This window comes from Staphylococcus sp. LCT-H4 (assembly GCF_001866145.1).
GTDB classification, from domain to species: Bacteria; Bacillota; Bacilli; order Staphylococcales; family Staphylococcaceae; genus Staphylococcus; species Staphylococcus succinus.
Map to the genome: position 1 here is coordinate 698382 of NZ_MODY01000001.1, position 24574 is coordinate 722955.

21 protein-coding genes and 1 pseudogene are annotated in these 24574 nt (G+C 30.3%); 10 read left to right on the plus strand and 12 right to left on the minus strand.

Going from position 1 to position 24574, the window contains the following annotated elements; translation table 11 throughout:
- Positions 1-654 precede the first annotated feature (654 nt).
- Positions 655-1014, plus strand: a complete 360-nt coding sequence (locus BK821_RS03215; RefSeq protein WP_071331171.1) for a hypothetical protein — start codon at positions 655-657, stop codon at positions 1012-1014.
- A 795-nt stretch (positions 1015-1809) separates the two neighbouring features.
- On the plus strand, positions 1810-2787 hold the full coding sequence (locus BK821_RS03220; protein ID WP_071331172.1) for a tRNA dihydrouridine synthase: 978 nt from the start codon (positions 1810-1812) through the stop codon (positions 2785-2787).
- A gap of 444 nt (positions 2788-3231) precedes the next feature.
- Here the strand turns inward: BK821_RS03220 and BK821_RS13165 are convergent, their stop codons facing one another.
- Complete coding sequence (locus BK821_RS13165; RefSeq protein WP_083390151.1) at positions 3232-4224, minus strand: HNH endonuclease; 993 nt, start codon at positions 4222-4224, stop codon at positions 3232-3234.
- Between the two features lie 354 nt (positions 4225-4578).
- Between BK821_RS13165 and BK821_RS03230 the strand changes: the two genes are divergently transcribed.
- Genes BK821_RS03230 through BK821_RS03240 form a run of 3 tightly spaced genes read left to right on the plus strand, consistent with a single transcriptional unit; the run spans position 4579 to position 7221 of the window.
- On the plus strand, positions 4579-5832 hold the full coding sequence (locus BK821_RS03230; RefSeq protein WP_071331173.1) for an ATP-grasp domain-containing protein: 1254 nt from the start codon (positions 4579-4581) through the stop codon (positions 5830-5832).
- Positions 5825-6946, plus strand: coding sequence for an MFS transporter (locus BK821_RS03235; protein WP_071331174.1), 1122 nt, complete (start codon positions 5825-5827; stop codon positions 6944-6946). The genes BK821_RS03230 and BK821_RS03235 overlap by 8 nt, the downstream gene beginning before the upstream one ends.
- Positions 6943-7221 (plus strand): class I SAM-dependent methyltransferase, encoded by a 279-nt coding sequence (locus BK821_RS03240; RefSeq protein WP_141768357.1) that lies wholly within the window; start codon positions 6943-6945, stop codon positions 7219-7221. The genes BK821_RS03235 and BK821_RS03240 overlap by 4 nt, the downstream gene beginning before the upstream one ends.
- 521 nt (positions 7222-7742) lie before the next feature.
- Here BK821_RS03240 and BK821_RS03245 read toward each other — a convergent pair.
- The 6 genes from BK821_RS03245 to BK821_RS03270 all read right to left on the minus strand — a co-directional run bounded on the left by BK821_RS03245 (position 7743) and on the right by BK821_RS03270 (position 16162).
- Positions 7743-9065, minus strand: coding sequence for a 5-methylcytosine restriction system specificity protein McrC (locus tag BK821_RS03245; RefSeq protein ID WP_071331176.1), 1323 nt, complete (start codon positions 9063-9065; stop codon positions 7743-7745).
- A complete protein-coding gene (locus BK821_RS03250) occupies positions 9052-11085 on the minus strand; it encodes an MrcB family domain-containing protein (protein ID WP_071331177.1) in 2034 nt (677 codons plus the stop codon). The genes BK821_RS03245 and BK821_RS03250 overlap by 14 nt, the downstream gene beginning before the upstream one ends.
- Positions 11086-11350: 265 nt before the next feature.
- Positions 11351-11755, minus strand: a complete 405-nt coding sequence (locus BK821_RS03255) for a hypothetical protein (protein WP_071331178.1) — start codon at positions 11753-11755, stop codon at positions 11351-11353.
- Positions 11756-12460: 705 nt separating this feature from the next.
- Positions 12461-13285 carry a DUF4238 domain-containing protein gene (locus BK821_RS03260; RefSeq protein WP_071331179.1) on the minus strand — a complete coding sequence of 275 codons (825 nt, stop codon included), beginning with the start codon at positions 13283-13285 and terminating at the stop codon, positions 12461-12463.
- A gap of 274 nt (positions 13286-13559) precedes the next feature.
- Positions 13560-14105 carry a YdhK family protein gene (locus tag BK821_RS03265; protein WP_037537668.1) on the minus strand — a complete coding sequence of 182 codons (546 nt, stop codon included), beginning with the start codon at positions 14103-14105 and terminating at the stop codon, positions 13560-13562.
- Between the two features lie 17 nt (positions 14106-14122).
- Entirely contained in the window at positions 14123-16162 is a 2040-nt protein-coding gene (locus tag BK821_RS03270; RefSeq protein ID WP_071331180.1) for a heavy metal translocating P-type ATPase, read from the minus strand.
- Between the two features lie 268 nt (positions 16163-16430).
- On the opposite strand from BK821_RS03270, the gene BK821_RS03275 reads away from it, so the two are divergent.
- The 3 genes from BK821_RS03275 to arsC are packed head-to-tail and all read left to right on the plus strand — an operon-like array spanning position 16431 to position 18456.
- A complete protein-coding gene (locus BK821_RS03275) occupies positions 16431-16748 on the plus strand; it encodes an ArsR/SmtB family transcription factor (RefSeq protein ID WP_011274435.1) in 318 nt (105 codons plus the stop codon).
- Positions 16745-18037: an arsenite efflux transporter membrane subunit ArsB gene (gene arsB, locus BK821_RS03280; RefSeq protein ID WP_177165122.1), complete on the plus strand. Its 1293-nt coding sequence runs from the start codon at positions 16745-16747 to the stop codon at positions 18035-18037. Before BK821_RS03275 ends, arsB begins: the two co-directional genes overlap by 4 nt.
- Before the next feature lie 17 nt (positions 18038-18054).
- On the plus strand, positions 18055-18456 hold the full coding sequence (gene arsC / locus BK821_RS03285) for an arsenate reductase (thioredoxin) (RefSeq protein ID WP_002434455.1): 402 nt from the start codon (positions 18055-18057) through the stop codon (positions 18454-18456).
- A gap of 19 nt (positions 18457-18475) precedes the next feature.
- On the opposite strand, the gene BK821_RS03290 is transcribed toward arsC, so the two are convergent.
- The 5 genes and pseudogenes from BK821_RS03290 to BK821_RS03305 all read right to left on the minus strand — a co-directional run bounded on the left by BK821_RS03290 (position 18476) and on the right by BK821_RS03305 (position 22260).
- On the minus strand, positions 18476-18817 hold the full coding sequence (locus tag BK821_RS03290; protein WP_071331182.1) for an ArsR/SmtB family transcription factor: 342 nt from the start codon (positions 18815-18817) through the stop codon (positions 18476-18478).
- An 18-nt stretch (positions 18818-18835) separates the two neighbouring features.
- Complete coding sequence (locus BK821_RS03295) at positions 18836-19453, minus strand: CadD family cadmium resistance transporter (protein ID WP_071331183.1); 618 nt, start codon at positions 19451-19453, stop codon at positions 18836-18838.
- 280 nt (positions 19454-19733) lie between these two features.
- Positions 19734-20645 (minus strand): ATP-binding protein, encoded by a 912-nt coding sequence (locus tag BK821_RS03300; RefSeq protein WP_371261088.1) that lies wholly within the window; start codon positions 20643-20645, stop codon positions 19734-19736.
- A gap of 135 nt (positions 20646-20780) precedes the next feature.
- Positions 20781-21146 (minus strand): annotated as a pseudogene (locus BK821_RS13690) (AlbA family DNA-binding domain-containing protein); the annotation flags it as partial.
- A gap of 70 nt (positions 21147-21216) precedes the next feature.
- Complete coding sequence (locus BK821_RS03305; protein ID WP_071331184.1) at positions 21217-22260, minus strand: ACP synthase; 1044 nt, start codon at positions 22258-22260, stop codon at positions 21217-21219.
- A 137-nt stretch (positions 22261-22397) separates the two neighbouring features.
- Here BK821_RS03305 and ssb point away from each other — a divergent pair, with 137 nt between their 5' ends.
- On the plus strand, positions 22398-22643 hold the full coding sequence (ssb, locus tag BK821_RS03310) for a cassette chromosome ssDNA-binding protein (protein WP_071331185.1): 246 nt from the start codon (positions 22398-22400) through the stop codon (positions 22641-22643).
- Positions 22643-24430 (plus strand): cassette chromosome replicative helicase, encoded by a 1788-nt coding sequence (gene cch1 / locus BK821_RS03315; RefSeq protein ID WP_071331186.1) that lies wholly within the window; start codon positions 22643-22645, stop codon positions 24428-24430. The genes ssb and cch1 overlap by 1 nt, the downstream gene beginning before the upstream one ends.
- The last annotated feature ends 144 nt before the right edge of the window (positions 24431-24574 follow it).

The window sequence follows — 24574 nt, forward strand, 5'->3', positions numbered from 1 at the left end:
GTTATATATTGATTATACTCAAATCAAAAAAGCTATATCTTCAATAAACATAAAAAGACTGGGATACTATTATTTATAATGTCCCAGCTTTTTTTGATATTAAATTATTAAAATTCTTGATTATCCTGAAGTATATTTTCAAATTCTTCTCTTGTCGAGAATGGCTGTATAATTGATTCAATTATTTATATATATTCATTTTTCTATAAACAACTATACTTTATTGTACATCATTTTTTTCTAATATATAAGAGTCTTACACAGTACTTTGATCAAGTGAATTCCTTTAATCCATACCTTTATTTAAAACATTCATTAAATTCTGATGTAGTATATTACATAAAAATTACTGAAAATTTACAATTTCATTTCTATGCATTTTTATGGATAATAAACCGTGATTATTATTATAAAAATTGTTATGATGTTGAATCGTAAGTGATTAAGTAGAAACAGTAAACATTAAAGGAATAATTTAAATTAAATATACATATACTTTTTTATATAAAAATTAATCATAAAATTCACTCAAATAACGTGTAGTGTTGGTAACATATGCACGTCGGTATATCAGTAATTCCTTTAAAATACTTGAATAAATGATTCAAAGTACTGCCCACTTAATACCTTGATTATGAAAGCAGAGGTTGAAATATGTTTAAAACTAAAACAAGTATTATAGAAAATGATAAATATGAAGTGCAGCCCATAGACACTCATTATTTGAAGCGAACTCAAAAAGATAATGGCGTAGAACGTTATTTTTGTATAGCACAAAGCTATCCATTAATGATAGAAGCATTAGCAGAGTATGTTAAATCTTCTAAAATGGTTATGGCTCGATTAGGTAAAGAAAATGTAAGAGCTACATTTTTAGATACAGGGAATGGCATCTATCAAGTAACAATTATTTATTTTGATGATTCGCTTAGTGGACTTAAAGAAGCAACTGAAAGCTTAAGCCTGCTACATTCTAAAAAAGCGATTAATTTTATTTTAAGAGACGACAATTAAATAGTGTTAATATATGGCATGAGTGTAGGGCGTAAAATTCTATTTATCGATTTACAACGTGTACGCTCAAACATTTCTTAATAAACTATAAATAAAGAGAGTGAATCATATATGATTCACTCTCTTTATTTATGCATTTAATACTTCTTCACCAGCATCTAAAACAATATTTTTGTTGATTGTGAGTTTGGAAGTGTAGTTTCAAATTGACTAAAATCAAAAGACTGTTCCACATGAAACATTATGCCTCAAATATCTTTTGTTATACTTGATCCTTTGCAATAAGACTAATATCAAGCATCACTTTAGATTTGTCATTCAAGATTAAGTCTTTGATTTCTCCATTAGACATTTCAATAACTTCTACTACTTTATATATTTAAAAATATATAAACCCTCTCGTTTTCTTTAGTAAATTGATTATTTTTTAAAATATAAATTAAGACATTTGAGTGCGTAATTGATCTATTCAAATATTATTTAGCGTTTTTTAAATATGAGCTGTTGTGATATACCTAATTGGTTCCTACAGTATTTTCTATCTATGCTGCTACAATTACTCATGATTTTTTGAAGCAATCTTTTAATAACTGTAAATAATTAAAGGCAATTATTTATTTTAGTCTCCATTGGTAGCGTCGCCATAGTCCTAATTCTCCTTTTAGACTACTGAGAGACATCCCTCCATTAAGGCAGTGACGAGTCAATATCCTTTTGTGTAAGTTGTCAATTTATGGTAATATCATCATGGATAAAAAGTCGATATATTAATAGAAAAGAAGGTTTAAATATATTATGAAAGAAAATTTTTGGCGTGACTTACCACGTCCATTTTTTATTTTGGCGCCTATGGAAGACGTTACCGATATCGTCTTTCGCCATGTTGTTAGTGAAGCAGGTAGACCTGATGTGTTTTTCACTGAATTTACAAACACTGAAAGCTTTTGTCACCCTGAAGGTATACACAGTGTTCGTGGACGCTTAACATTCAGTGAAGATGAACAGCCTATGGTCGCTCATATATGGGGGGACAAGCCAGAGCATTTCCGAGAAATGAGTATCGGTATGGCAGAGATGGGCTTTAAAGGCATTGATTTAAATATGGGCTGTCCAGTAGCTAATGTTGCAAGCAAAGGTAAAGGTTCTGGCCTGATTCTACGACCTGAAACCGCAGCCGAAATTATTCAAGCAGCTAAAGCAGGCGGTCTACCGGTAAGTGTTAAAACACGTCTCGGTTATTATGAAATAGACGAGTGGAAAGATTGGTTAAAACACGTCTTCGAACAAGACATTGCAAACTTATCTATCCATCTTCGTACGCGTAAAGAGATGAGTAAAGTAGATGCACATTGGGAATTAATCGAAGCAGTCAAAAAATTGCGCGACGACATTGCTCCAAATACATTGTTAACTATTAACGGTGATATTCCAGACAGAAAAACTGGCCTTGAACTTGCAGAAAAATATGGCATTGATGGTGTAATGATTGGCAGAGGTATTTTTCATAATCCCTATGCCTTTGAAAAAGAACCACGCGAACATACGAATAAAGAACTATTAGGCCTATTGAGATTACATCTAGCATTGTTCAAAAAATATTCCAAAGATGAACCTCGACTATTCAAGCCCCTACGTAGATTCTTTAAAATTTACGTACGTGGCATGAGAGGTGCTAGTGAACTCCGCCATCAATTGATGCATACAAATACGACAGACGAAGCGCTCGCATTGCTCGATGCCTTCGAAGCCCAAATGGTTGACATAAAATCATAAGGCGTGCCGTTTCATCTTGATCATTTGCATTAATGGTACTAAACTCAATTATTGGTAGTAAAATAAAGACCCCTCCGAATCAATTCATATTAATATGAATTGATTCGGAGGGGTTTTTTTATAAAAAAGTGGCGTATTAGTAGTAGGATAATTAATATTAATTCATTCATCAAATTATTATTGGTTAACAATAGGACTGTTTATAATACTGATGGGTTTAAGACAGGGATGAATGCTTACACCACCTACAAATGATGATATTTATAATGTTGATAACAAAATAGCATATGCAACAAGTAGCATGACTTGTTAATAGTCTCTAATTCATCGATTATATTACTAGATCATATGGCTGAACTTCTATAATTCAGTTCATATGGGTTCCTAATCCAGCTAAAAATTACAAACCTTGCTGCGATTCATCATTAAATATTATTATTTGCTTTATTTATAATAAATATATAATTGTTCTAAATCTATTGAAATACCATATTTACTTAACTGATCTTGTCTATCAAGTAATAATTTTTCTAATATTTCTTTTTTCTCCTCTAACCTTCCATAATGAATCAGGTTATGGCAATGGCTACACAAGGAAACAATATTTTCTTTAACGTCTAGGCTTCTATCGAACTCTCGATACTTACTTATTGGAATCAGATGGTGAGGCTCAGTATATTCCTTACCATTTTTTCTAGTAAACGTTCTATCTTCTGGATTATATTCACACTTATAATCAGCTAATATCAGAGCTGCCACTGCCTTTTTAGGATTTCTTTTAGGGATTTCTCTTCCCGTTGAATTAGAAATCGTTGTTGTTTGCGGTTCAAATTTCGATGTCTCTGTATCGATTTGAACTTCATTTATTTTATTCTCTAAGTCTATATTGATTAAATCTTTTTCCACTTGATCATATTCTGGATTTTTTTCATCTACAATTTCACTCAATGCTCCTTTTAAATGCAGTAATACTTCAGGATTCTCTTGAATTTCAATCGCTTTTTCTAGAATAAATACCGCATGCTCTTCAGCTAAATTACACATGTATTGCTGCTTTCCTTTACCATCCACCCCAAAAGCACTATTTTTCTTATAATTGTCTATAAGCCACTGTCTAAAATCAGCAGTACTTATATTTACGTCAAAAGGATAATAGATTAATTGAACAAGATATCCTTCGTTATTCCATAAACTTGATGATTCATCTTGCATAAGCTCACTAGGTTGATTTGCTTCCTTACAGTCGTCTTTAGCAACGCTTATGGCAACTACTTTACCATTTTGATTATGGAGGATAAAATCACCTTTTTTAATTTTTGTCATGTTACTATATCCAGCATTCTTTTTCCCATTCTTAGTTAATCGATGTGACCACACATAGCCACCCTTTCTTTCTATATCATACGTTAAACCTTGAAACACATAAAAAATAGCCATATATTCTCCCTTTTATAGGAACACATATTAAAACATATCCTAATTATTACTTTTTTAAAAATTAATATTTATCTCTATTACTAATTTAATGTTTTTATTATTTCTATTTTAACTGAAATTATGTAAAAACGGAATTTCATTGTCACACCAAGAATTATAGATAATTATATTTGAATATAAATTTCTCTAATATGTAATCCTTTCTGAAATTAATTCACTATATTTTTAAAGCTAACATCTTCTAAGAAATATCTATATAGATACTCTACAATTCATTTCTCTAGTATTTTATAACTTAAATTTATATGGTATTATTTTTATATAATAAACATTTCATAAAATGAGGAGGCTAATATGAAAGCATATCTATTGTTGTTAGGTGCAGATCAATTTCTTAGAGAACGGTCTTATGCAGGGGGTAAAGCAATCGGAGATTTTCAAATTTGGACAGCTATTAAAAATGCGAAATATCAATATAATTCATATTTTGATTATTGTATAAATGCCAATCCTTTAAGCTATGAAGATTTAAAAAATGAACTAGCTTATCATAAATCTCAAGGTTACGAACCAAAAGCTATCGTTCCTTTAAATGATTGGACGCTAAAAGTAGCCAACAGACTAAATCAAGACTACGGTTTGCCTTACCTTGAGGAACAAGTTATCGATGCATGTAGAAATAAAAGCATCATGAAATCAATATTTAAAAAAGTTAATATTCCCACACCAAAGTCTATGTATTTTGATAATGCTTTACAATTAAAACAGCTAATGAATAAATTCAATTTTCCAGTAATTATAAAGCCAGTTGATTTTGGAGGTAGTGGCGGTGTTTACTTAGCTAATAATAAACAAGAATGTATGGACGCCTATACTAAATCGAAACAAACGATGGAGATTTATGCAGATGACTTTCAAGTATCTAAAAATGAATTCCTAATCGAAGAATTTATTGATAGTGATGACGAAGTTTCAGTTGAAGTATTGTGCGGCCACAATTTCTATGAAGTTATTACTGTTACAGAGAAATATTTATCACCTCGACCGTGGTTTACAGAAATGGGACATTTAGTTCCCAGTTTCAGGTATAAAGATAAAAATATTAAAGATCTTGCAATACAAGCGTGTAAATCTTTAGGTATTACGCGTGGAGTCGCTCATGTTGAAATAAAAATAAAAGACAACAACCTCTATGTTATAGAAGTTGCAGCTAGACCTGGTGGCGATGCTATTATGGATTTAGTCGAATCTTCTTATGACATTAACCCCTACAGACTTCATATATCCATGTATATAAATAATGAAGTAAAGCCTACACATGCATTTACGCCAAAAAAAGCATCTGCCATAGCATTTATGAAAGCACAAAAAGGTAAGATAATGCAGATTAATTATCCAGATGTATCAAAAGATACCGAAATCAAAAAAATAAATGTATTTAAAAATGTTGGGGACACCGTAACTGATCCTGAAAATTGGAGCAATCGTGAGGGGCTTATTCAATTTAACTGGTCTGAGTTACCAACTACCAAAACATACAAACATATTCACAAAGCCAATGAATTAGCAAATAAAATTTTTGATTGCAGTGATGCTCACAATGACTAACTATTTAACCATTACTGCACTATACCGATTTATCTGTGGTGGTTTAATCCTCATTATAAATTGGGAACTAGCAAACCCTGAATCTACCAGTGAGTTAGCAATTGCTACAATTCTTTCATTTGTTCCAGCAATATTCACTCCATTTCTAATAAAGTTATTCTTTAAAAATTATTCAGGTGATAGCCTTACAAAATTATCTTTCTTAATACTATTTTATATAGTCATTGTCATAACGATATGCTATCAAAATGCACTGCCATTAATTATTCTAAATTTTGCTTTATGGATTGTATTTTTTCTGTTGGAAACAAGTTTAGAATTTTGGTTTTCACAATTAGTCGAAAAGAAAAGTGAACTATTTATCAACCAGTATAGTTCCCTTTCAATGACAATAAATCAAGTTGCATTAATGATAGGTCCTTTATTTGCTTCAGTAATCATTAAATTTATTGTGCTTCGTTGGATATTTTTAATGTATGCCTTAATCTATCTACTTCTTTACTTTGTCATTAGGAAACAAAATAAGGGTAATAAGCTTCTTTCCAAAGGTGATGAAGTACATAATAAAGAATCTGTAAAATTCACACATTACTTCATAAGTATGCTTATGTGGCCAATATTAGGGACTATCAACTTCATGTTGCCTACCTTTATAAATTTTAAGCGTGGAGAAGTTCATGAAGTCGCACTATTGGACTGTGCTTTAGGTCTAGGAATGGCTTTGATTGGGATGATACTCAGTAAATTTCTATCCAATAATTGGTTGCACTTATTCTTTATTGTAAGTATTTCTATCACTGTCTTGTGGTATTTGGCTGAAGACGCGTTTGTAGTTAAATTGCTATTAATGTTATTATTCGGTTTCACTTTCGGCGGTGCTAGAATTATTTTCAGGAAAACCATTGTTACAGCATACTCGAGTCATACTGTAAAACACATTTATTCCCTGGGAAATGCTCTAGGCCTTCCAGTTCTTGCACTCTGTATTTATCTAAGTATATTAAATTTAAACTTTGTTTGGTTACCATCATTTATTTTATTAATTGTCTTAATGCTTTTGTTGAAAATTGACCATCACGAAAGGACCACTACGAATGAAAAATTATTTAATTGAAAGTAAAGATATTTATAACAATGTTTATTTCTCGCAGTGCGATTGAAAAAGCAAAAGAAAAAATTGAAAACCTTAATGAAGAAAAGTCTATATTTAGCACTGGAAATGTTCTTTATTTAAATAGATATGAAGACAAAACTTTCGACTTAGCTATAAATATGGGTTGCCTGCACATGATTAATAAAAATTCAGATAGATTATGTCATCTACAAAATGTTTCAAGAATTTTAAAAACCGGCGGCTACTTCTTAGTTGATCATTGTAAATCAGAATAGGGAAAAGGATTTCATACAATAGAAGATTATGAACAAGTTAAAGAACAATTAAAAGATTTTCATAAAGAAAACTATATAGATAGAATAGTCCGAGTAAATGGAGAAAAAATAAAAATACCATTAAAAATTATTCCTTATTTAGAAAAGTCAAAGACAGATCTAATAAAAGAAATTACATGCTTTGGATTCGAAGTAGTAGAAACTTTTGAAACAGATACAGAATCCTTTGGTAACTCTACATTAGCTCTGTTTAGAAAAACTCCTTAATGGTACTTAGCATAGTAAAAAGATTTAAAATGATGTGCACCCCAAAAGTTGGACTAAAAACCTAATTTCTGGGGTGCATTTTTACGGATAAACTTTATAAATATGAATTTGAATCAGACTTTCAGTCATCTACCACCAATACGAAAAGAAGACGAACAAAATTAATTGTTTCAATTATTAATAGAAATATAATTTTCTAATTTATGATAAAGTAATTTAATTTCACCAACTAATCTTCCAAATTCCCAGATAAGTCATATTTTAGCTAAAAATGCTTTTTCAGCTTTTTTCATTTTCTTTGAAAAATCTTTATAATTTTCAACTTCTTTAGGAATAGCAAGACCAAGTTTAGTTACTTTTATATCCTCTCGCATTTGCACATTTCTCTCATAGCTAATCCCTTGATTTAAATATAATACTTCATCCCTAGTTTCTTTATGGTTTGGATAGAAATAATAGCCTATTTTAGAATCAAATCTGAACATATAAGCTAGAACTTGCAAATAGTCTCTATTTGCTATATTTTGAATTGGTTTATATTTTGCATCGGCAATTATTCTATTTTCTTGATTACGTCCAATAAAGTCTGGATAAACTAATCCAATTTTCGTTCCTAAATGTCTACTAAACAATCTTTGAGATCCACTACCATCCTTATTTTTTGGGTGATAAAAATCTGTACTAACTAATGTATCAATATATTCTTCCCACAACCATGCTCCATCAAATAAAATACCATGAATTTTCTCTTTACCATTACCAATATAATGCTTATGACGCTGTAAAATTGTTAAACAAAGTTTCTGCAACTCTCTATATTCCTTATAATAGGCATGTCTTATAGGTCGCTTATTATTAAACACTATTATTTTATTTCTATTCATATGATTATAACTTGTAGTAACTTCACGAATTTCCTTCACTTCGTTCCTGACACTATTTAACACGCCTGCGCCTTCTTTTCTTTTTTTAATAAATTCTATTGTATGTCTAATTAACTGAAGCATATAGTTATCATATGAAAATTCTCTCTGGGAATAAGCAATATTACCTATAAAAGGTGTGTTATTCTTAATATGTCTTTGAATATCTATAGTGCCCTTTATATTATTATTGTTATATTCATTTCTTGTATATTGCTTGAACAGACCTTTGCGCATAGCTTTCTTTAAATAATATGGAAAAATAAATATAAACAAATCAATAATTTTATTGTCTTGGTCAATTATTGTATTTAGATCAATAACATAAGGTATTTTCAAAACATTTTCTATTAAATATTGAAAAAAATAATCTTGTTGTCCTTCCGAAAAACGTGATTCAATTATTAAATTTTCCTCATTGTATCCTAGAAACCCCATAATATTACTGGTACGATACTCTTGCCCAACTTTGTTAAGAATAAATTGATCTGCTGTTATACTTTCTTGCTCTTTTAAACTATTAGGAAACACAAATATCCCCGTCTCCTCAAGTTTTGATACATTTTTATCTAATATTGAAGAAGTTATATTTGGAATTGCTCTAAACTCATCGGATGCTCGTGTAGAGTTATCCTTAACTTTAATTATCTTCATTTTCTGAACCTAATTCTGAACTTAGTTGTGGGTTATCATAAACCGATTTAAATAATTCCATAATCTCTTCTTCATTAAACATGCCTCTTATATAATCAGATAATAGCGGTTCTAAAAAGTCTTCCCATAGTTCTTCAAAACTTATATCTTTTAATTTCAAGAAATACGCAGCCCCAATGTGGTAATTTCTATCCAACTCATCAACTTGAGATATTGCGTCGTTAAGGCTAATCATTCTATTAATTGCTTCATCTTTGTCATCTCCGAGAGACTCTAACATTTCAAGGTTTTCATTGGCCTTAATCTCGACAAATCTAAATCTACGTCTCATTGCAAAATCAAAAGTATCTACAGAGCGATCTATATCATTCATAGTTCCTATAATATAAACGTTCTCAGGAATATAGAATTTGTCTTTTTCAGACTCCATATTTGAATACTGTGTTTTTACTGCTCCAGCTATTCCTCTATAACTAGGATCTATTGAAAAAAACAATTCTCCAAATATCTTTGAAATTTCTCCTCTATTTATTTCATCAATTACAAAGATATACTTTTTATGATTTTCACTATATTTAATGTGATTTTCATGTTTTTCCATCGTTTTATCTGAAGAATTACTACTTTGTGTCTCTAAAGCTTGCTCACAAAACATTTTGAATATTCCTGATTTCAAATCAAACCCCATAGTTCCATCATGAGATATAACAGGTCTAATGCCTTCAACAAAATCAGTATAATCATAATTGGGATGAAATTGAACAAACTCAAATTGTTCTGAAGACTCTAGACCTTCATTAGAAGTCCCTATCATATTACAAGCTATTGCTTTCGCTAGATAACTCTTACCTGTTCCAGGAGCACCCCTTAATATGAGGTTTTTGGATTTTAATAATTTATCTGTTAACTCTTTCACTATTCCACTTTCTATCATTGGTGCCACCTCAATTTTGTAAGTCATATAATCATCATAAAATTGCTTGAAATATTCATTGGGAGAATTACCAGAAAAAAGATCCATTTTTGCAATGCTATAAGTTTGTTCCGTTTCTTGCTCTTTTTGTGCTTCTTCATCCCATAAAGTAAATCGAACGGCAGTCATGTTATAATTTTCAAAAGTTGTTCTAATGGTTACCCATCTTGAATTCAAATTTTTATAACACATATACGGAATTTTACCGCTTCCACTACCGTTTTTTCTACCATATTGTCCACTATTAAATAAATGAATATGAAATTCGACATCATTAATTAACACAGAGTTAAAGTCTTTAATTTTAGTAATTTTCACCTCATCAAGACCTTCATGTTTTATTTCAGTACTTTTGTCATTACTCGTAATATTAATTTGACTTTGTTCTACAAAATTTCTAAATAGATTTTTGAATAATTGATATTTTTTATCTTTTGCATTTAAAATACATTGATAAAATTTATCAAGATTTTGCCCATTTTCTCTATATTTAGCAATTAACTGCTCATAATCATTCAATAATTTATTCATATCATTTTCAATTATTGAAGAATCTGGCAAATCATTTATATAATATTCGAAGCCACTAATCGTGGTTTTTTCATAACCTTTTCCTAATGATGTCTTAGCTTTTAAATCAATATCAATAGGCCCGCTTTCAGGAGAATCTAATATTTCATAGATCGTGTTTGATGCTCTTACTATGTCATGTTTTTTAAATTTTTTATTTTTAAAATACGTAACACCTTGATTTAAAGTAAGAAATACTTTCTCTCCATCTCCACTAAATAAGAAAACAATATAGATACCTTCAGTAGTACTTTTTGTGATATTTCCATCCATAATAGCAACCCATGGTACTTCTGCAAAATTCCCATTTCCAATACTACCTTTGAGTTTAAAACTCCTCAGCCGCTCTATATTTTTTAGTTCATCGACCATCTGATTTTTTACTAAGTCTCCAACTGGCGCCCCCGTAAATTCACCAGATACTTTTTCTTTAACATATGTATTACCTATCTCTTTAATTAATGTTGAAAGTGTCATTATTAATTATCCCCATTCACAAAAGTTTTATTAACTTTTCAATCTATCTATTCAAATATAATTTTAGCATATCAAAAACTTTTACAAATAAGTATATTAATCAAACAAGCGTTGAGAAAATTGAGTGAGATAAGTAACTAAAACATCTAAAATTTTTTAAATGTTATAAATTCATTACTTGGTTTCAGTTATAATACGCTTCTGCTTATTAGCGATATTGCTAAAAAAATAGAATGAACTCTAATAATGAGTTCATTCTATTTTTTCAGTAATTCTTTTTTAACTTGAGATGCTTTTTGATAATGCTATCTAGTTGTTCTTGTTCTTTATCTAATATATCTGTATCTTCTTTTATTAAACCTCTTATCTCAGTTATTTTCCTTTTATTTTGTGATATCATAAATTCTTGTGGGCCGCCTATTATTAAACCATCGATTTCAATGTGACTAGTCTGGTAAAAACTCAATCCTTCATGTGTTATTTTATGTCTGTAGTCCCTGGTATAACGATTATTTTTATCTGGTAAATTAGGATAATCCTTTTTATTACTACTTTCATTTTTATTTTGCTCAAAATATTCTCTAGAGTCCTGTGTTAAACCCTTAGAATCTTTATCTTCTCCATTATATAATCTACCTACTTTATCTATGTTTTCATTAATATCAGTCATTAATGTGAAACAACGTATTTTTATAAGTATATCGTCTAAAGTAGATATCAACTTTATTGAATTTGTTATATGATAATCTAATTTTAAATTCTTTTTTGTTTCATTATTTTCAAAATCATCAAATGTTTACTTATTAGCATTTTATTTTGGTATGTATAGAAGGTTTAAGGTAGATAAAAATAATATAGAAAGTAAAAGTATATTTTTAGAAAATTTAAGTGTTCATAGGCAATTTTTAAACTTATCATTTATTCCTCTTACTTTCGCAATAACATTTATAGGAATTATTAGCTCCTTAAACATTCCTATAAATATAAGTATTAATGATATAAATACTTCCTTAAACTATATATCAACTTTTATGATTAATTACCTTGATAGTAATAACTTTTTATTTCAATTATTGGGATTTATTTTAAACATAACAATATTAGTTATATTATTATATATATTTACAATACCTTTACAGTTAATAGCATTATTTATTAATTATGTATTTAAGTATTTTTATGAGCACGGAAGCTATTACAAAGATATATTCCAAGACTTTGATATAAATCAATAAAGTTGAAACAAACTTAAACAAATTTTGCATATGGCTAATTCTGGTTTTAAGAAAATAAAAACTAATATTATATTCAAATTTAATCATGAATATAGTATTAGTTTTTATTATCAAAAAATTATTAATTCATTATTAGATTTCTAAGAAATATGAGGAAATCCAATAGTCCAATTTTCATTTAAAAATCTATTATATATATAATTATTTTGTATAAGATTAAAAGGTTCTCGTGAAATAATATAGTAATTGGATGTATTAATAGTTGCTTCGTTAATATAACGTGTTTTTTCTGGTGTTAATATCACAATTAATTCTTCTGAAGAATTAATTGAATCATGCTGAAATTCGATACACATATGTGGTGAAATTGGTAAAATGATTTGTCTCCCTTCATCAGTTCCAATTATAGGATTGTCGCTTGTTAATAAATTATCTTGGCTTATAGCTATACGAAAATTCATATCATCTGATTTTTCTAATTTATTTAAAATTTCTTCTAACATATTTGCCTGTTTAAATATCCAATTAAATTTTTTTATCTTTTCTCCACTATCCTTTATTTCATCTAATTCAATAGGAGTACTTCTTGGTTCATATGAAAAAAGATTTTCAATTAAATTAATAAAATTAATTCTCCCCGCATCAGTTCTTAAAGATTGTAAAAACATATATTGAAATAAAATTTGTTGTTGTTCTTTTGTAATAGTAAATTGCTCTGAATCTATATTTTTTAATATATAGTTAACTATTAAACACGCCTTGGATTCATAAACTCCTAATTTTCGTTCTAGAATATTATCATTAGTATCTCCACTCTCATACGTATAGTTTGCTGCACAAATTTTTTCATAGCTCATTTTAGATAGTTTATTAGCTTGATGAATGTATACATTTACTTTACCTTGATTATTTGAAAAATGTTTTAGTAAACATCTTGGATAATAATGTTGTTTCTTAGTTACCATAAGTCCCCCTTATATACACTAGTTTTATTTTTATACAGTTTAAAAACTGCATCACTTATGATATGCTTCTGCGTATCGGTTAATGATGCGGTTTTTAATTATATAATTTCATTTAATAAGGTAATGAACAGTTTTTTGATAAATGTTATTCTTCTAAAATTCTTTTTAATTTACACACTAAAAAATATCCTCCTTAACAATAATAAGTTATTTAAATTATTGATTAAGGAGGATATCTTTATATCTATTTATTTCTCAATCTAGAACTAGATTTTTATCGTGCTTTCAGTTCATTTCCTGTCATCCATTTATGATTTTTAATGATTTTACCATTATCTTTGGATTTGTAATCAACTACGTAAACAGTAGTCTTTTTCACGTTATCTATATTGGCTGTAGCACCTTTCATACCAGACATATGACTTGCTTCTAATTTAACAGTATCGCCCTTACTAAATCCATCTTTAGGTGCATCTTTGATCTCTTCGTTTACGACCCATTTATGATTGTTTACTTTTTCATTTCCATTTGTGGGTTTATAACTTACAACATAAGCATATGTTTTATACGCACCTTTTACAGTAGCTTCTGCACCTTTCATACCTGGCATATGCCCTGCTGTAATCGTTACTTTATCTCCTACTTTAAATTCACCCTCATTAGTCGATTTCATACCTTCAGGAACTTTACTTTCATCATTATGCTTCATATGGCTCTCACTTTTTTGGTCATTAGTGTCTTTATCTTTTTCATCATTATTGGAGCAAGCTGATAATATTAGTAATGATCCTAATATCATAAAAAATAATTTTTTAATCATAATAAAACTCCTATCTTTTATTTTAATTTTAATGTAAAGGCATTAATTGCAACAATAACCGTACTTAGCGACATTAAAATAGCACCTATTGCAGGTGATAAAATCAAGCCGATAAATGCTAAAATACCAGCTGCTAAAGGTACAGCAACAATATTATAACCTGCACCCCACCATAAGTTTTGCACCATTTTTCTCATAGTATTATTTGAGAGGGTCAAGAAATGGATAATATCTGATGGATTACTTTTAACGAGTATAATATCAGCTGACTCAACTGCTACATCTGTACCTGCACCAATTGCTATACCAATATCCGCTCTTATAAGACTCGGCGCATCGTTGATACCGTCTCCGACCATCATGACTTTATTACCGTCACTTTGATAATCTTTTATAATGCTTTCCTTATCTTCTGGCATGAGTTGTGCGTGGACATCACTAATACCTAATTCTTTTGCGACAGCGTGTGCCACTTCATTATTGTCACCTGTAAGCATGACTGGTGTAATATTTCTTGATAGTAAATCAGCTACCATTTGTTTTGAGCTTTCTTTAATTTGATCTCCTTGAGCAATCATGCCAATGACTTGTTGATCCTCAATTAAATAACTGATTGAATTACCTTGTTGAGCTAATTTAGTAAACAAGTCATCGTCATAATTAAGTTTATGTTTATCAAGATAAGAGACATTTGTTATTTTATATGTTTTATTATCAATTAGACCTTCTAATCCGACACCTGGAATATTATTAACGTCTTGTGGGTTAGTAAATGAAACATTTTTACTTTTCGCAAAATCAACAATACTTATAGCTAATGGGTGATTAGATTGACTTTCTAATGAGGCGAAAAGGCTTAATATTGTATCATTACTCAAATCATTTTTAAAGCTCTCATAATGATTCACAGAAAAGTTACCCTCAGTTAAAGTACCAGTTTTGTCCATCATTACATAATCGATATGTTGAGCTATTTCTACAGACTCTCTATTTTTAATAATTAAACCATTATGTGCACCAATTGAAGTAGAACGTGCAGTGACTAAAGGTATTGCCAAGCCTAAAGCATGTGGACAAGCAATGACTAACACAGTTACAAGACGTTCGAGTGCAAAATCAACATCATTTTGAATGAGCATCCAGACAATAAAAGAAATCACGCCAACACTTACAGCAAAGTAGAATAAATAACCCGCCACTTTATCAGATAACAATTCAGCACTAGATTTATCATTTTGTGCTTGATTAACAAGTCCCATAACTTGAGAAAGATATCCATCTTCTCCCACAGCTGTAACCTTGACTTGTATTGTTCCAGACCCATTAATAGAACCCCCGATGACGTTGTCATTTTGATTTTTTTGTACTTTTTTAGATTCTCCAGTGACTAGGGATTCATCTATAGATGTTTGTCCTTGAACGATAATACCATCTGTTGGAATGCTTTCTCCGGCTTTTACTTCGACGATATCATCAGTCATGATGTCTGATATTTTAACTTCTTCGCGTTGGCCATTATCCATAACTTTAATAGCACTATTAGGTAACAGTTCTGCCATTTTCTTTAAAGCATCTCCAGCATTTCCGACAGCATTCATTTCTATCCAATGTCCTAATAGCATAATTAAAATTAAGGTTGCTAATTCCCAAAAAAAGTCCATTGTATGACCAGTTGCACTACTAAAGTTATTCATATAAAAAGCATACAAGCTATAAATATAAGCTACTGAAATACCTAGGGCAACTAAGGTCATCATGCCTGGTTTTTTTGTAGCAATTTCATCTTTACCACCAGACAAGAACGGTTTACCACCATAAAAGAATAAAATTGTACTTAATATTAACACTACCCATTCAGAACCTGGAAATGTGAATTGAAAAGGTAAGTTAACACCCATCATTGGCGATAAAAGAATGATAGGTATTGCAAAAATTAATGAAACAAAAAACTTAACTTTAAAATTTCCATGATGATGTGAGGCATGGTTATCATGATGCATGTGATTGGAATGATTCATGTGATTTTGATGATTATGCTCTTCACCATTATTATTCAAATTAACCCCTCCTATTTATGAAAATATTATATTAGCTATACTTATACTATAACACATACCCCCTAGAGGTATAAATGTTTTCGATTTATCTCCATTTATGGATTTATTTATATCATTCCGAAAATGATGTCTCCACGTCCTACATTAGACCTTGTCATCGATGTTTAAAACAAGGTTTTAATTAAATGTATTATTGCAAAAAGTATTATCTATATAGATAATTGTCTATATAGATGATAATCTATAATAAAGGAGGGATGACATCCATATGTCTTATAAGGAACTATCATTACAATTAAAAATTTTATCGGATCCAAGTCGATTAGAAATATTAGACTTATTATCTTGCGGTGAATTATGTGCTTGTGATTTATTAGCGTATTTTCAATTTTCACAACCTACATTAAGTCATCATATGAAAATTCTAGTAGATAATGAATTAGTATCTACACGAAAAGACGGTACTAAGCGCATGTACCGACTTAATCATAAGTCCTTAGATTCAATCAACAATGAATTAACTTATATTAGCTCTCCTACTCAACAATGTATGTGTAAAAAGATAAAGACAGGTGAATGTACATAATGACTATTCTAGCGATTATTATTTTTCTTTTAACTCTCATGTTTGTTATTTGGCAACCTAAGGGGTTAGATATTGGTATTACAGCATTGTTTGGTGCTATCATCGCTATTATTACAGGCGTTGTCAGTCTCTCGGATGTTATTGAAGTTACAGGGATTGTTTGGAATGCGACGTTAACCTTTGTCGCTGTTATACTCATTTCATTAATTTTAGATGAAATTGGATTTTTCGAATGGGCAGCTATACATATGGTCAGAGCTTCAAATGGTCATGGGTTTAAAATGTTTGTCTACATTATGTTGTTAGGCGCTATTGTAGCAGCTTTCTTTGCGAACGATGGAGCTGCATTAATTCTCACTCCAATCGTGCTCGCTATGGTAAGAAATTTAGGGTTTAATCAAAAAGTCATTTTTCCTTTTATCATTGCAAGTGGATTCATTGCAGATACTACGTCTCTTCCACTAATTGTAAGTAATTTGGTTAATATCGTTTCTGCTGACTACTTCCATATTGGATTTATTGAATATATAAGTCGCATGATGATTCCCAATCTATTCTCTTTACTTGCAAGTATTGTTGTATTATGGCTATATTTCAGAAAATCCATACCTAAAACGTTCGATACAGAAAATCTATCAGATCCTAAAAGTGTAATTAAAGATTCTAAGTTATTTAAGCTTTCATGGATAGTATTAGCAGTACTACTCGTTGGATATCTTGTTAGCGAGTTTATCCAAATTCCTGTATCAATTATTGCTGGTATTATTGCTTTTATCTTTGTAATATTAGCTCATAAATCAAAAGCAGTTCATACAAAACAAGTGATTAAAGGTGCGCCATGGAATATCGTTCTATTTTCTATTGGTATGTACTTAGTTGTATTTGGTTTAAAAAACGTAGGAATCACAACAATTTTAGCTGCTGTATTATCCAATATTTCAAGCCATGGATTATTCAGCAGTATTATGGGCATGGGCTTTATTTCAGCTTTTTTATCATCAATTATGAATAATATGCCTACTGTTTTAATAGACGCAATAGCGATTGGTCAATCTAGTGCTACAGGTATATTAAAAGAAGGTATGATTTATGCGAATGTCATAGGTTCTGATTTAGGACCTAAAATTACGCCAATTGGTTCTTTAGCAACATTATTGTGGCTACATGTCTTAACACAAAAAGGTGTGAAGATTTCGTGGGGAACATACTTTAAAACTGGAATTATCATTACTATTCCAGTCCTATTTGTAACACTCTTAGGTTTATACCTTACACTAATCATATTTTAAGAAAAGAGGCTTTAATTATGGATAAGAAAACAATTTATTTTATATGTACTGGTAACTCTTGTCGTAGCCAAATGGCTGAAGGTTGGGGAAAGGAAATATTGGGTGAAGATTGGAATGTCTATTCTGCTGGTATAGAAACGCATGGTGTTAATCCTAAAGCAATAGAAGCTATGAAAGAAGTGGATATTGATATCTCAAACCATACATCAGATTTGATTGATAGTGATATCTTAGAACAGTCAGATTTGGTCGTAACATTATGTAGTGATGCAGACGATAATTGCCCTATATTACCACCTAATGTTAAAAAAGAACACTGGGGCTTTGATGATCCAGCAGGAAAAGAATGGCCAGAATTTCAACGTGTTAGAGATGAAATTGGAAAAAGAATACAAGAATTCAAAGAAACGCTCGTTTAATGTGAGCGTTTCTTTATATTTAAGTCATACATTTTATTAATAATGATTTCATTTCTATATCTTTGATATAATAGTATACCATTTTCCCATCCTTGTAAAAATCCAGCACGTCTCTTTTATACAGCGCTCTCAAATGATGTGATGTTGAAGCTATACTCAAACCTAATGTTATAGATAAGTCACAAACACATAATTCTTTCTCTTTAATTAGAGCTAATATAATTTTCAGCTTATTCTCATCACTTATCTTTAATAATGTATTGATAAGCCGTTGAGTTTTTTCTTCTTTTAAAAATCTTAAAGCATAATTCACTTTTTCCTCATGAACACAAATGACGTCACAAATTTTATTGTTACTCATATTAAGTCACACCTTAATTTATAATATAAATCCTAATATCGTTTGTATGGTTTCATTTTCAATAATAATAAATAAGCCCAATGCTATGTAAATAACAGCCATAATCCAACGACTGAATTTCTCAACAATTTCACCCACACCAGGAATTCTAGCTAGTTTTTGTGCTGTGAATACTAAAAAGAAAATTAAAACTAAAAATACAATTAAGGTAGTCAGTAATTCAATAATATCCAATGCTACAAAATAAGGGACAAATAAACCAATATTATCTGCACCACAACTTGCAATTGTCACTAAAGAAACAGTCCCTACTAATTTGGACAAACCTTTTTCGTTTAATTCTTTTTTTGCTCTTTTTTCACCTTCACAATCATCATAAATAGCAACTTTTATACCTAAGTAGATGGGGATCAAACCTAATAAACCTAATATCCATTTCTCTGGAACATAATTTAACACAAAAGCTAAAAATAAACTGACTAATATGAGGATAATCGATCCTAAATATTGACCTATATAAATATCCCTATATTCTTTTCTAGTCTTTGCTCTAGCAAAAAATATTAATAAAATCACTAATAAATCTACCGCAGTTGCAATATAAAGTATTGCCGCAGCTATAATAGTCTGAACCATAGAGCACCTCATTCAAATATACATTTGAATGAATTGTATCATATATTGCATATCTTATGAATAATAAAAATTAGAACCGAAAAGTGACACTTTAACTGATAGTAAGGAGCTGTGTATATACCAGTGATTTATAGATTCTTTGAGAATACGACTTAAAGCGATTTTAATTTGTCAGTTCATTGCATTTTGTTTTTTAACAATTTCACTAATAAGAAGAACCTTATAAAAAAAGAAACCAATTGAGCATTGGTTTCTTTTCGTCACTCTTCATTACTCTTCATTATTCCTTTAACGAATAATATTGAGTAGGATCTTGCTTGCTACTCCTGTTCCAAATTAATAATCCTTTTTTAACTAGACCACCTAATATTTTTCTAAAATATGCATCTTTTTTCCCCATTACACTATTTGCTTTCTTTATATTAATTTTATTTGAGGGATATAAATATTGAATGATTTTAATTTCATCATCAGATAAACTATCCATCACTTCTTCAGTAATATAGTCACTAATTTTATCGTTTTTTCTAGTTCGTCTAGTACCTATATTATTTTCCAATTTAAGCTTTACAGACTTATTAGCAGGCTCTGAATACTCTGGTTCTTTTAAAAAATAGTCTTGCATTTCATCATAAATTCCCTTAACACCTTCATTTAATTCTTTTACATAACCAAAATCAGCCATCAAGCGAGCAATCCTAGGGTTTCTAGAAAAACGAGTATATTTTAAATTTTCAAGATTAACCATACTAGGTAATTTACCTGGACTCAAAATCTCTAAGCGATCATCAAACATCAAAATTTTTACACAGTCCCCTGTTATTGAATAGTCTCTATGAACTACTGCATTTACTATTCCTTCAAGCCAAGCGAATTCCGGATACTCAGGCACTGAAATAAATTTCCCATTTTTGTCTAAACTGTTAAAATCCCTTAATTGACTTTGAACTAGTTTTCTAACTTCATCTATTAGAATTGGTAAAGGATACTCAAAATTTTGTTCTTTAACAATATTCAATCTTGAACCCGTTTCTTGTGTAGTACCCTCATACCTAATAAAACGCACTCTAGAATTAGGTATATATTTTTCTGGATTTTTTGCAAACATTAATATTGCTGAATTAGTATAACCTTTTTTATTAGATCCAGTTCTAATATTTAAAATGTCTTCATTTGAAATATCTGAATTCATTACTTCTCTGTACTTATCAAACAAGTCAGTATTAAAGTCATCAGTATCAAACCTTTGATTAATTTCATCCTCATATGACCTTTGACCTTTATCGTATTGTAAAGCGAGAATTCTATCATGTTTAAGTTTGTCGGTTTTGTCAGATTGTCTTAAATACACCTCTCCACTATCTCTAATGGACACTACAGAATCATTTTTAGGCTGTACATCAATTTCTATTATATAATCATCTTCAATGTCTATTTCATGAACTTCAAAATCAATTGTTGGAGTAATACTATTATTAATAAGTCTTTTGATTTATTCAGTTCTTTTTCCCTCATACGCTTTACATCCAGTAATATTACCACTATCACTAATTCCTAAAACTAATTTTCCACCCTCTGCATTAGCAAATCCATTAACATGTGCTATAATTTTTTTATTTTCAATACGTGCTTCCTTTCTATCAAAATGCGTATTTTCCTTATCATATCTATACTTCTCTACTTTATTTATCAAATCACTCCTTCATTAATATCAATCATGTAACTGCTAGAAATACAATTTATATTCATTTTTTATAGATGATTTATTTAAAACCTTCTACAGCTTCAAAAAACAAACTCACATTATATTCAATATTACTACATTTAGTTTTTTGTCTGGGACAATAATATTTTTTATAATTATTAATTTTAGTTCTCATCATATTTTTTTCAATAGATATTGGTGTTTTTACTAATGCTTTCATGGCACTTTGAAATCTAACTACTTGACCCTTCACATATTTATACCTTTGGACAGCTTGCTCTATCAACTTTCTTTTTTTATTATAATCCGTTTCGTCCTCACACTCATCTACTATACTCCTAATCAAACAAATCCTAACAGTTGGTAATTGTATATCTATAAGTAAAATCATCAAATAATCTTGAATAAATTTAATTATTCTCGCCTTATATTTTGCAATAGATTTCTTTTGGGCAATTAGAGATTTCAGATATAAATCAATCAAATAAAATAGTTCATTAAAAAAAGCCCAGGCATACTCCATTTCTAATGCTACATAACTTATCAATTGATTAGGATAATTATAGTAATTAATTTCACTATGTAAATATTTCCAGTGCTGTTGTAAATTTATATAGGATAATTTTGGTCCCAATCGCACATATTCTTTGTCTTTTTTTGAAATAGTATAGATACTACCTAGCTTTGTACTTAATTTTTTTTGCGTCTTATTTAATTTAGATAATTCATCTGAAGTAATAGATGAATTATAGCTCCAAGCTGCATCTTCTTTCTTAATGGCTAATATTGATTTTAGCTGTTCCTCATTTAAAAACGGTTTAAGGCTAAAGTTGTTATTTACACTGTTAATAAATGTAAATAAATTTAAATTGTTATAATTTTTGTTTATATATCTAAATTCTGCATCATCCAACAAGTAATCAAAATCACCTTTACAATATTTTTGCATGAATAATACCCTATCCACCATTTGATACTTATTTAAATCGTTTAAGCTTTTTATCAGCAACACATCTTCATATACTAGATATGACGTATCGTAGTTAATTATATCGATAAAATCATCGCTATAAATAATTACGTCTTCCAAAGTAGGTATCACTCACATACCCCTCCCTCCTATTTTTTGTTCCGCGGCAAATCTATTTCTTTCAATTAAGCTTATTATAGCAATCGATTGAATAGGTGTTAACTTGTTTAATCAGATTGACTCTTTAAAAGTTATTGGAGGAATTTAAAATGAAAAGTAATGCACAAAACTTTTTATACAGAGCATCTATTGCAGTTGCTTATCAATTTCCTGAGAATAAGTGTTTTCATTATAGTGATTTGCGTAAAAGCGTGAATCATATGTGCAATACGGCTGATCAGCAAGAAGCTGCAAGACGTTTTGCATACTGGGTTAAAAATGCTGATGTACCATTTGTTATAGTCGATCACACTTATCCTATCACATATAAAAAAGTGAAAGGTGGTAACAACTAATGGCTAACAATATCTTCGAGCAATATCCATACTGGTTAGATTCAACTGCATGGTATGAACTTATTCGAGCAAAAAACAAAAATGACGAAGATAAGATAATTCGTTTATCTAGTCCCATCATCATAGAAAACAAATTTCTCGACCCTACTACAGGGGTTGAGAAATTGACTATCACGGATGGCAAAAATATTGAACGTATTGAAACGTCAGATATTCTAACGACACAAAAGTTACCTAGACTGGTTATGTTTGGTTTCAGCATCAATGAAAAGTACATTAAATCGCTAGGTAATGCACTACAATTAATGCGTCAATCACAGCCCATTTCTACATTGTATACAGGTGTAGGTGTCTTAAGTACTGATGAAGGTACTGTCATTTCATTAGATGAACCATATCTTTCAAAAGACATCGAGCAGTTTCAGGCTGATGAAATCATTTGTGAAACAAAGTATGACTTACAACCTAAAGGTACATTTGAAGGCTGGTGGCAAATGTATCTTGATGAAGTAAAAGGAAACTTGTTACTGGAGCTTGCTGTGATATTTGGTGTTTCTTCATTAGTGACTGCGTTCTTAAAAACAAAGCATGAAGTCGAATATTTTGGCACGATATTTTCATTTATGGGGAACTCTAGTACGGGTAAATCGACTGCAGCGGCATTAGCAGTTTCAATAGCAGGTAATTCATCTAAAGGTGACCAAACATTGTTCAGAGGTTGGAACGGCACCCGTAATGCAATTGAAGGATACTTAAGTAACAACTTTGGTGTTCCTATTGTATTAGACGAATTATCAGCAGCGACCTTTAAAGATACAAATGGTTTGCTTTATTCGCTTGCAGAAGGTCAAGGTCGTCTACGTGCTAATCGAGAGGGAAATGTAAAAAATCCTCACCATTTTGGATCTAGTGTGATTAGTACAGCAGAACACACGATTTTCAGGGATGCTAGTGCAAATGATGGTCTCAGAGCAAGATGCATAGAAATTTCTGATGTCTTTACTACAAGTGCTGACAATGCAGACGCCATAAAAAAAGGAACATCGAAAAACTATGGACACGTAATGCCATTAGTAGCTGAATATCTTCTAAATCGTGAATCTGAAGTAATCAAGTGGTTTCATTGTGAACACGATTGGTTCAAAACACAGCTTAACAATGAAACAAACAATGTAGGCATACGTATGTTTAAGCGCTACGCCACCATTACGACATCAGCAAGAATATTAGCACGTGTAATTGCGACACCCATAGATTTGGATGCAGTAAGAGAGTACCTAATTAATTATCACGCTGATTCCGTAAGTGAAAGGTCCCTGGGGGATAAGGCCATCGATGTAATTGTGCAGTTCGTCATGAGAAATCGTGGGAAATTTGCTGAAAATGGAAAACTCTCAACAATGATTGAAAATTATGGCCTTATTGAGCTGAAAGACGACCACATTCAAGTCAAAATGCTTAAAGATGTTTTTAAACATATGCTGGAAGAGTATCAGTTCCAAGATGTGCAAAATGTCGTCAATGCGCTACGAGATAAAGGACATATTCAATCCGACCGAGGTCGTCAGACAACAAAGCGAAGTGTAAAAAATGCCCAAGGAAAATCCAAGACGATAGTATTCTATCATCTTAAATTGGATAAAGAACTTGCCCCTATTTTTGGCTTAAGTTCCAATACAGAAACTTTCACACCACCTAAATTTGATGATAATACAAATCCAGATTTGCTTAATAATTTTATTAAACAAGCGAAAGAAAAAGAAGCAAGTGACGAGTTAGAACTATAAATTTAAATATTATACCGCTACAACGCTCTATGCTTTGTAGCTCATTAAATCAACCGGAGGAATTAACTATGAATGTAATTGTATTAGCACATAATATTACAGATGAAAGAGAAGCCTACTTAGACGAACCTATTGATACTGTAT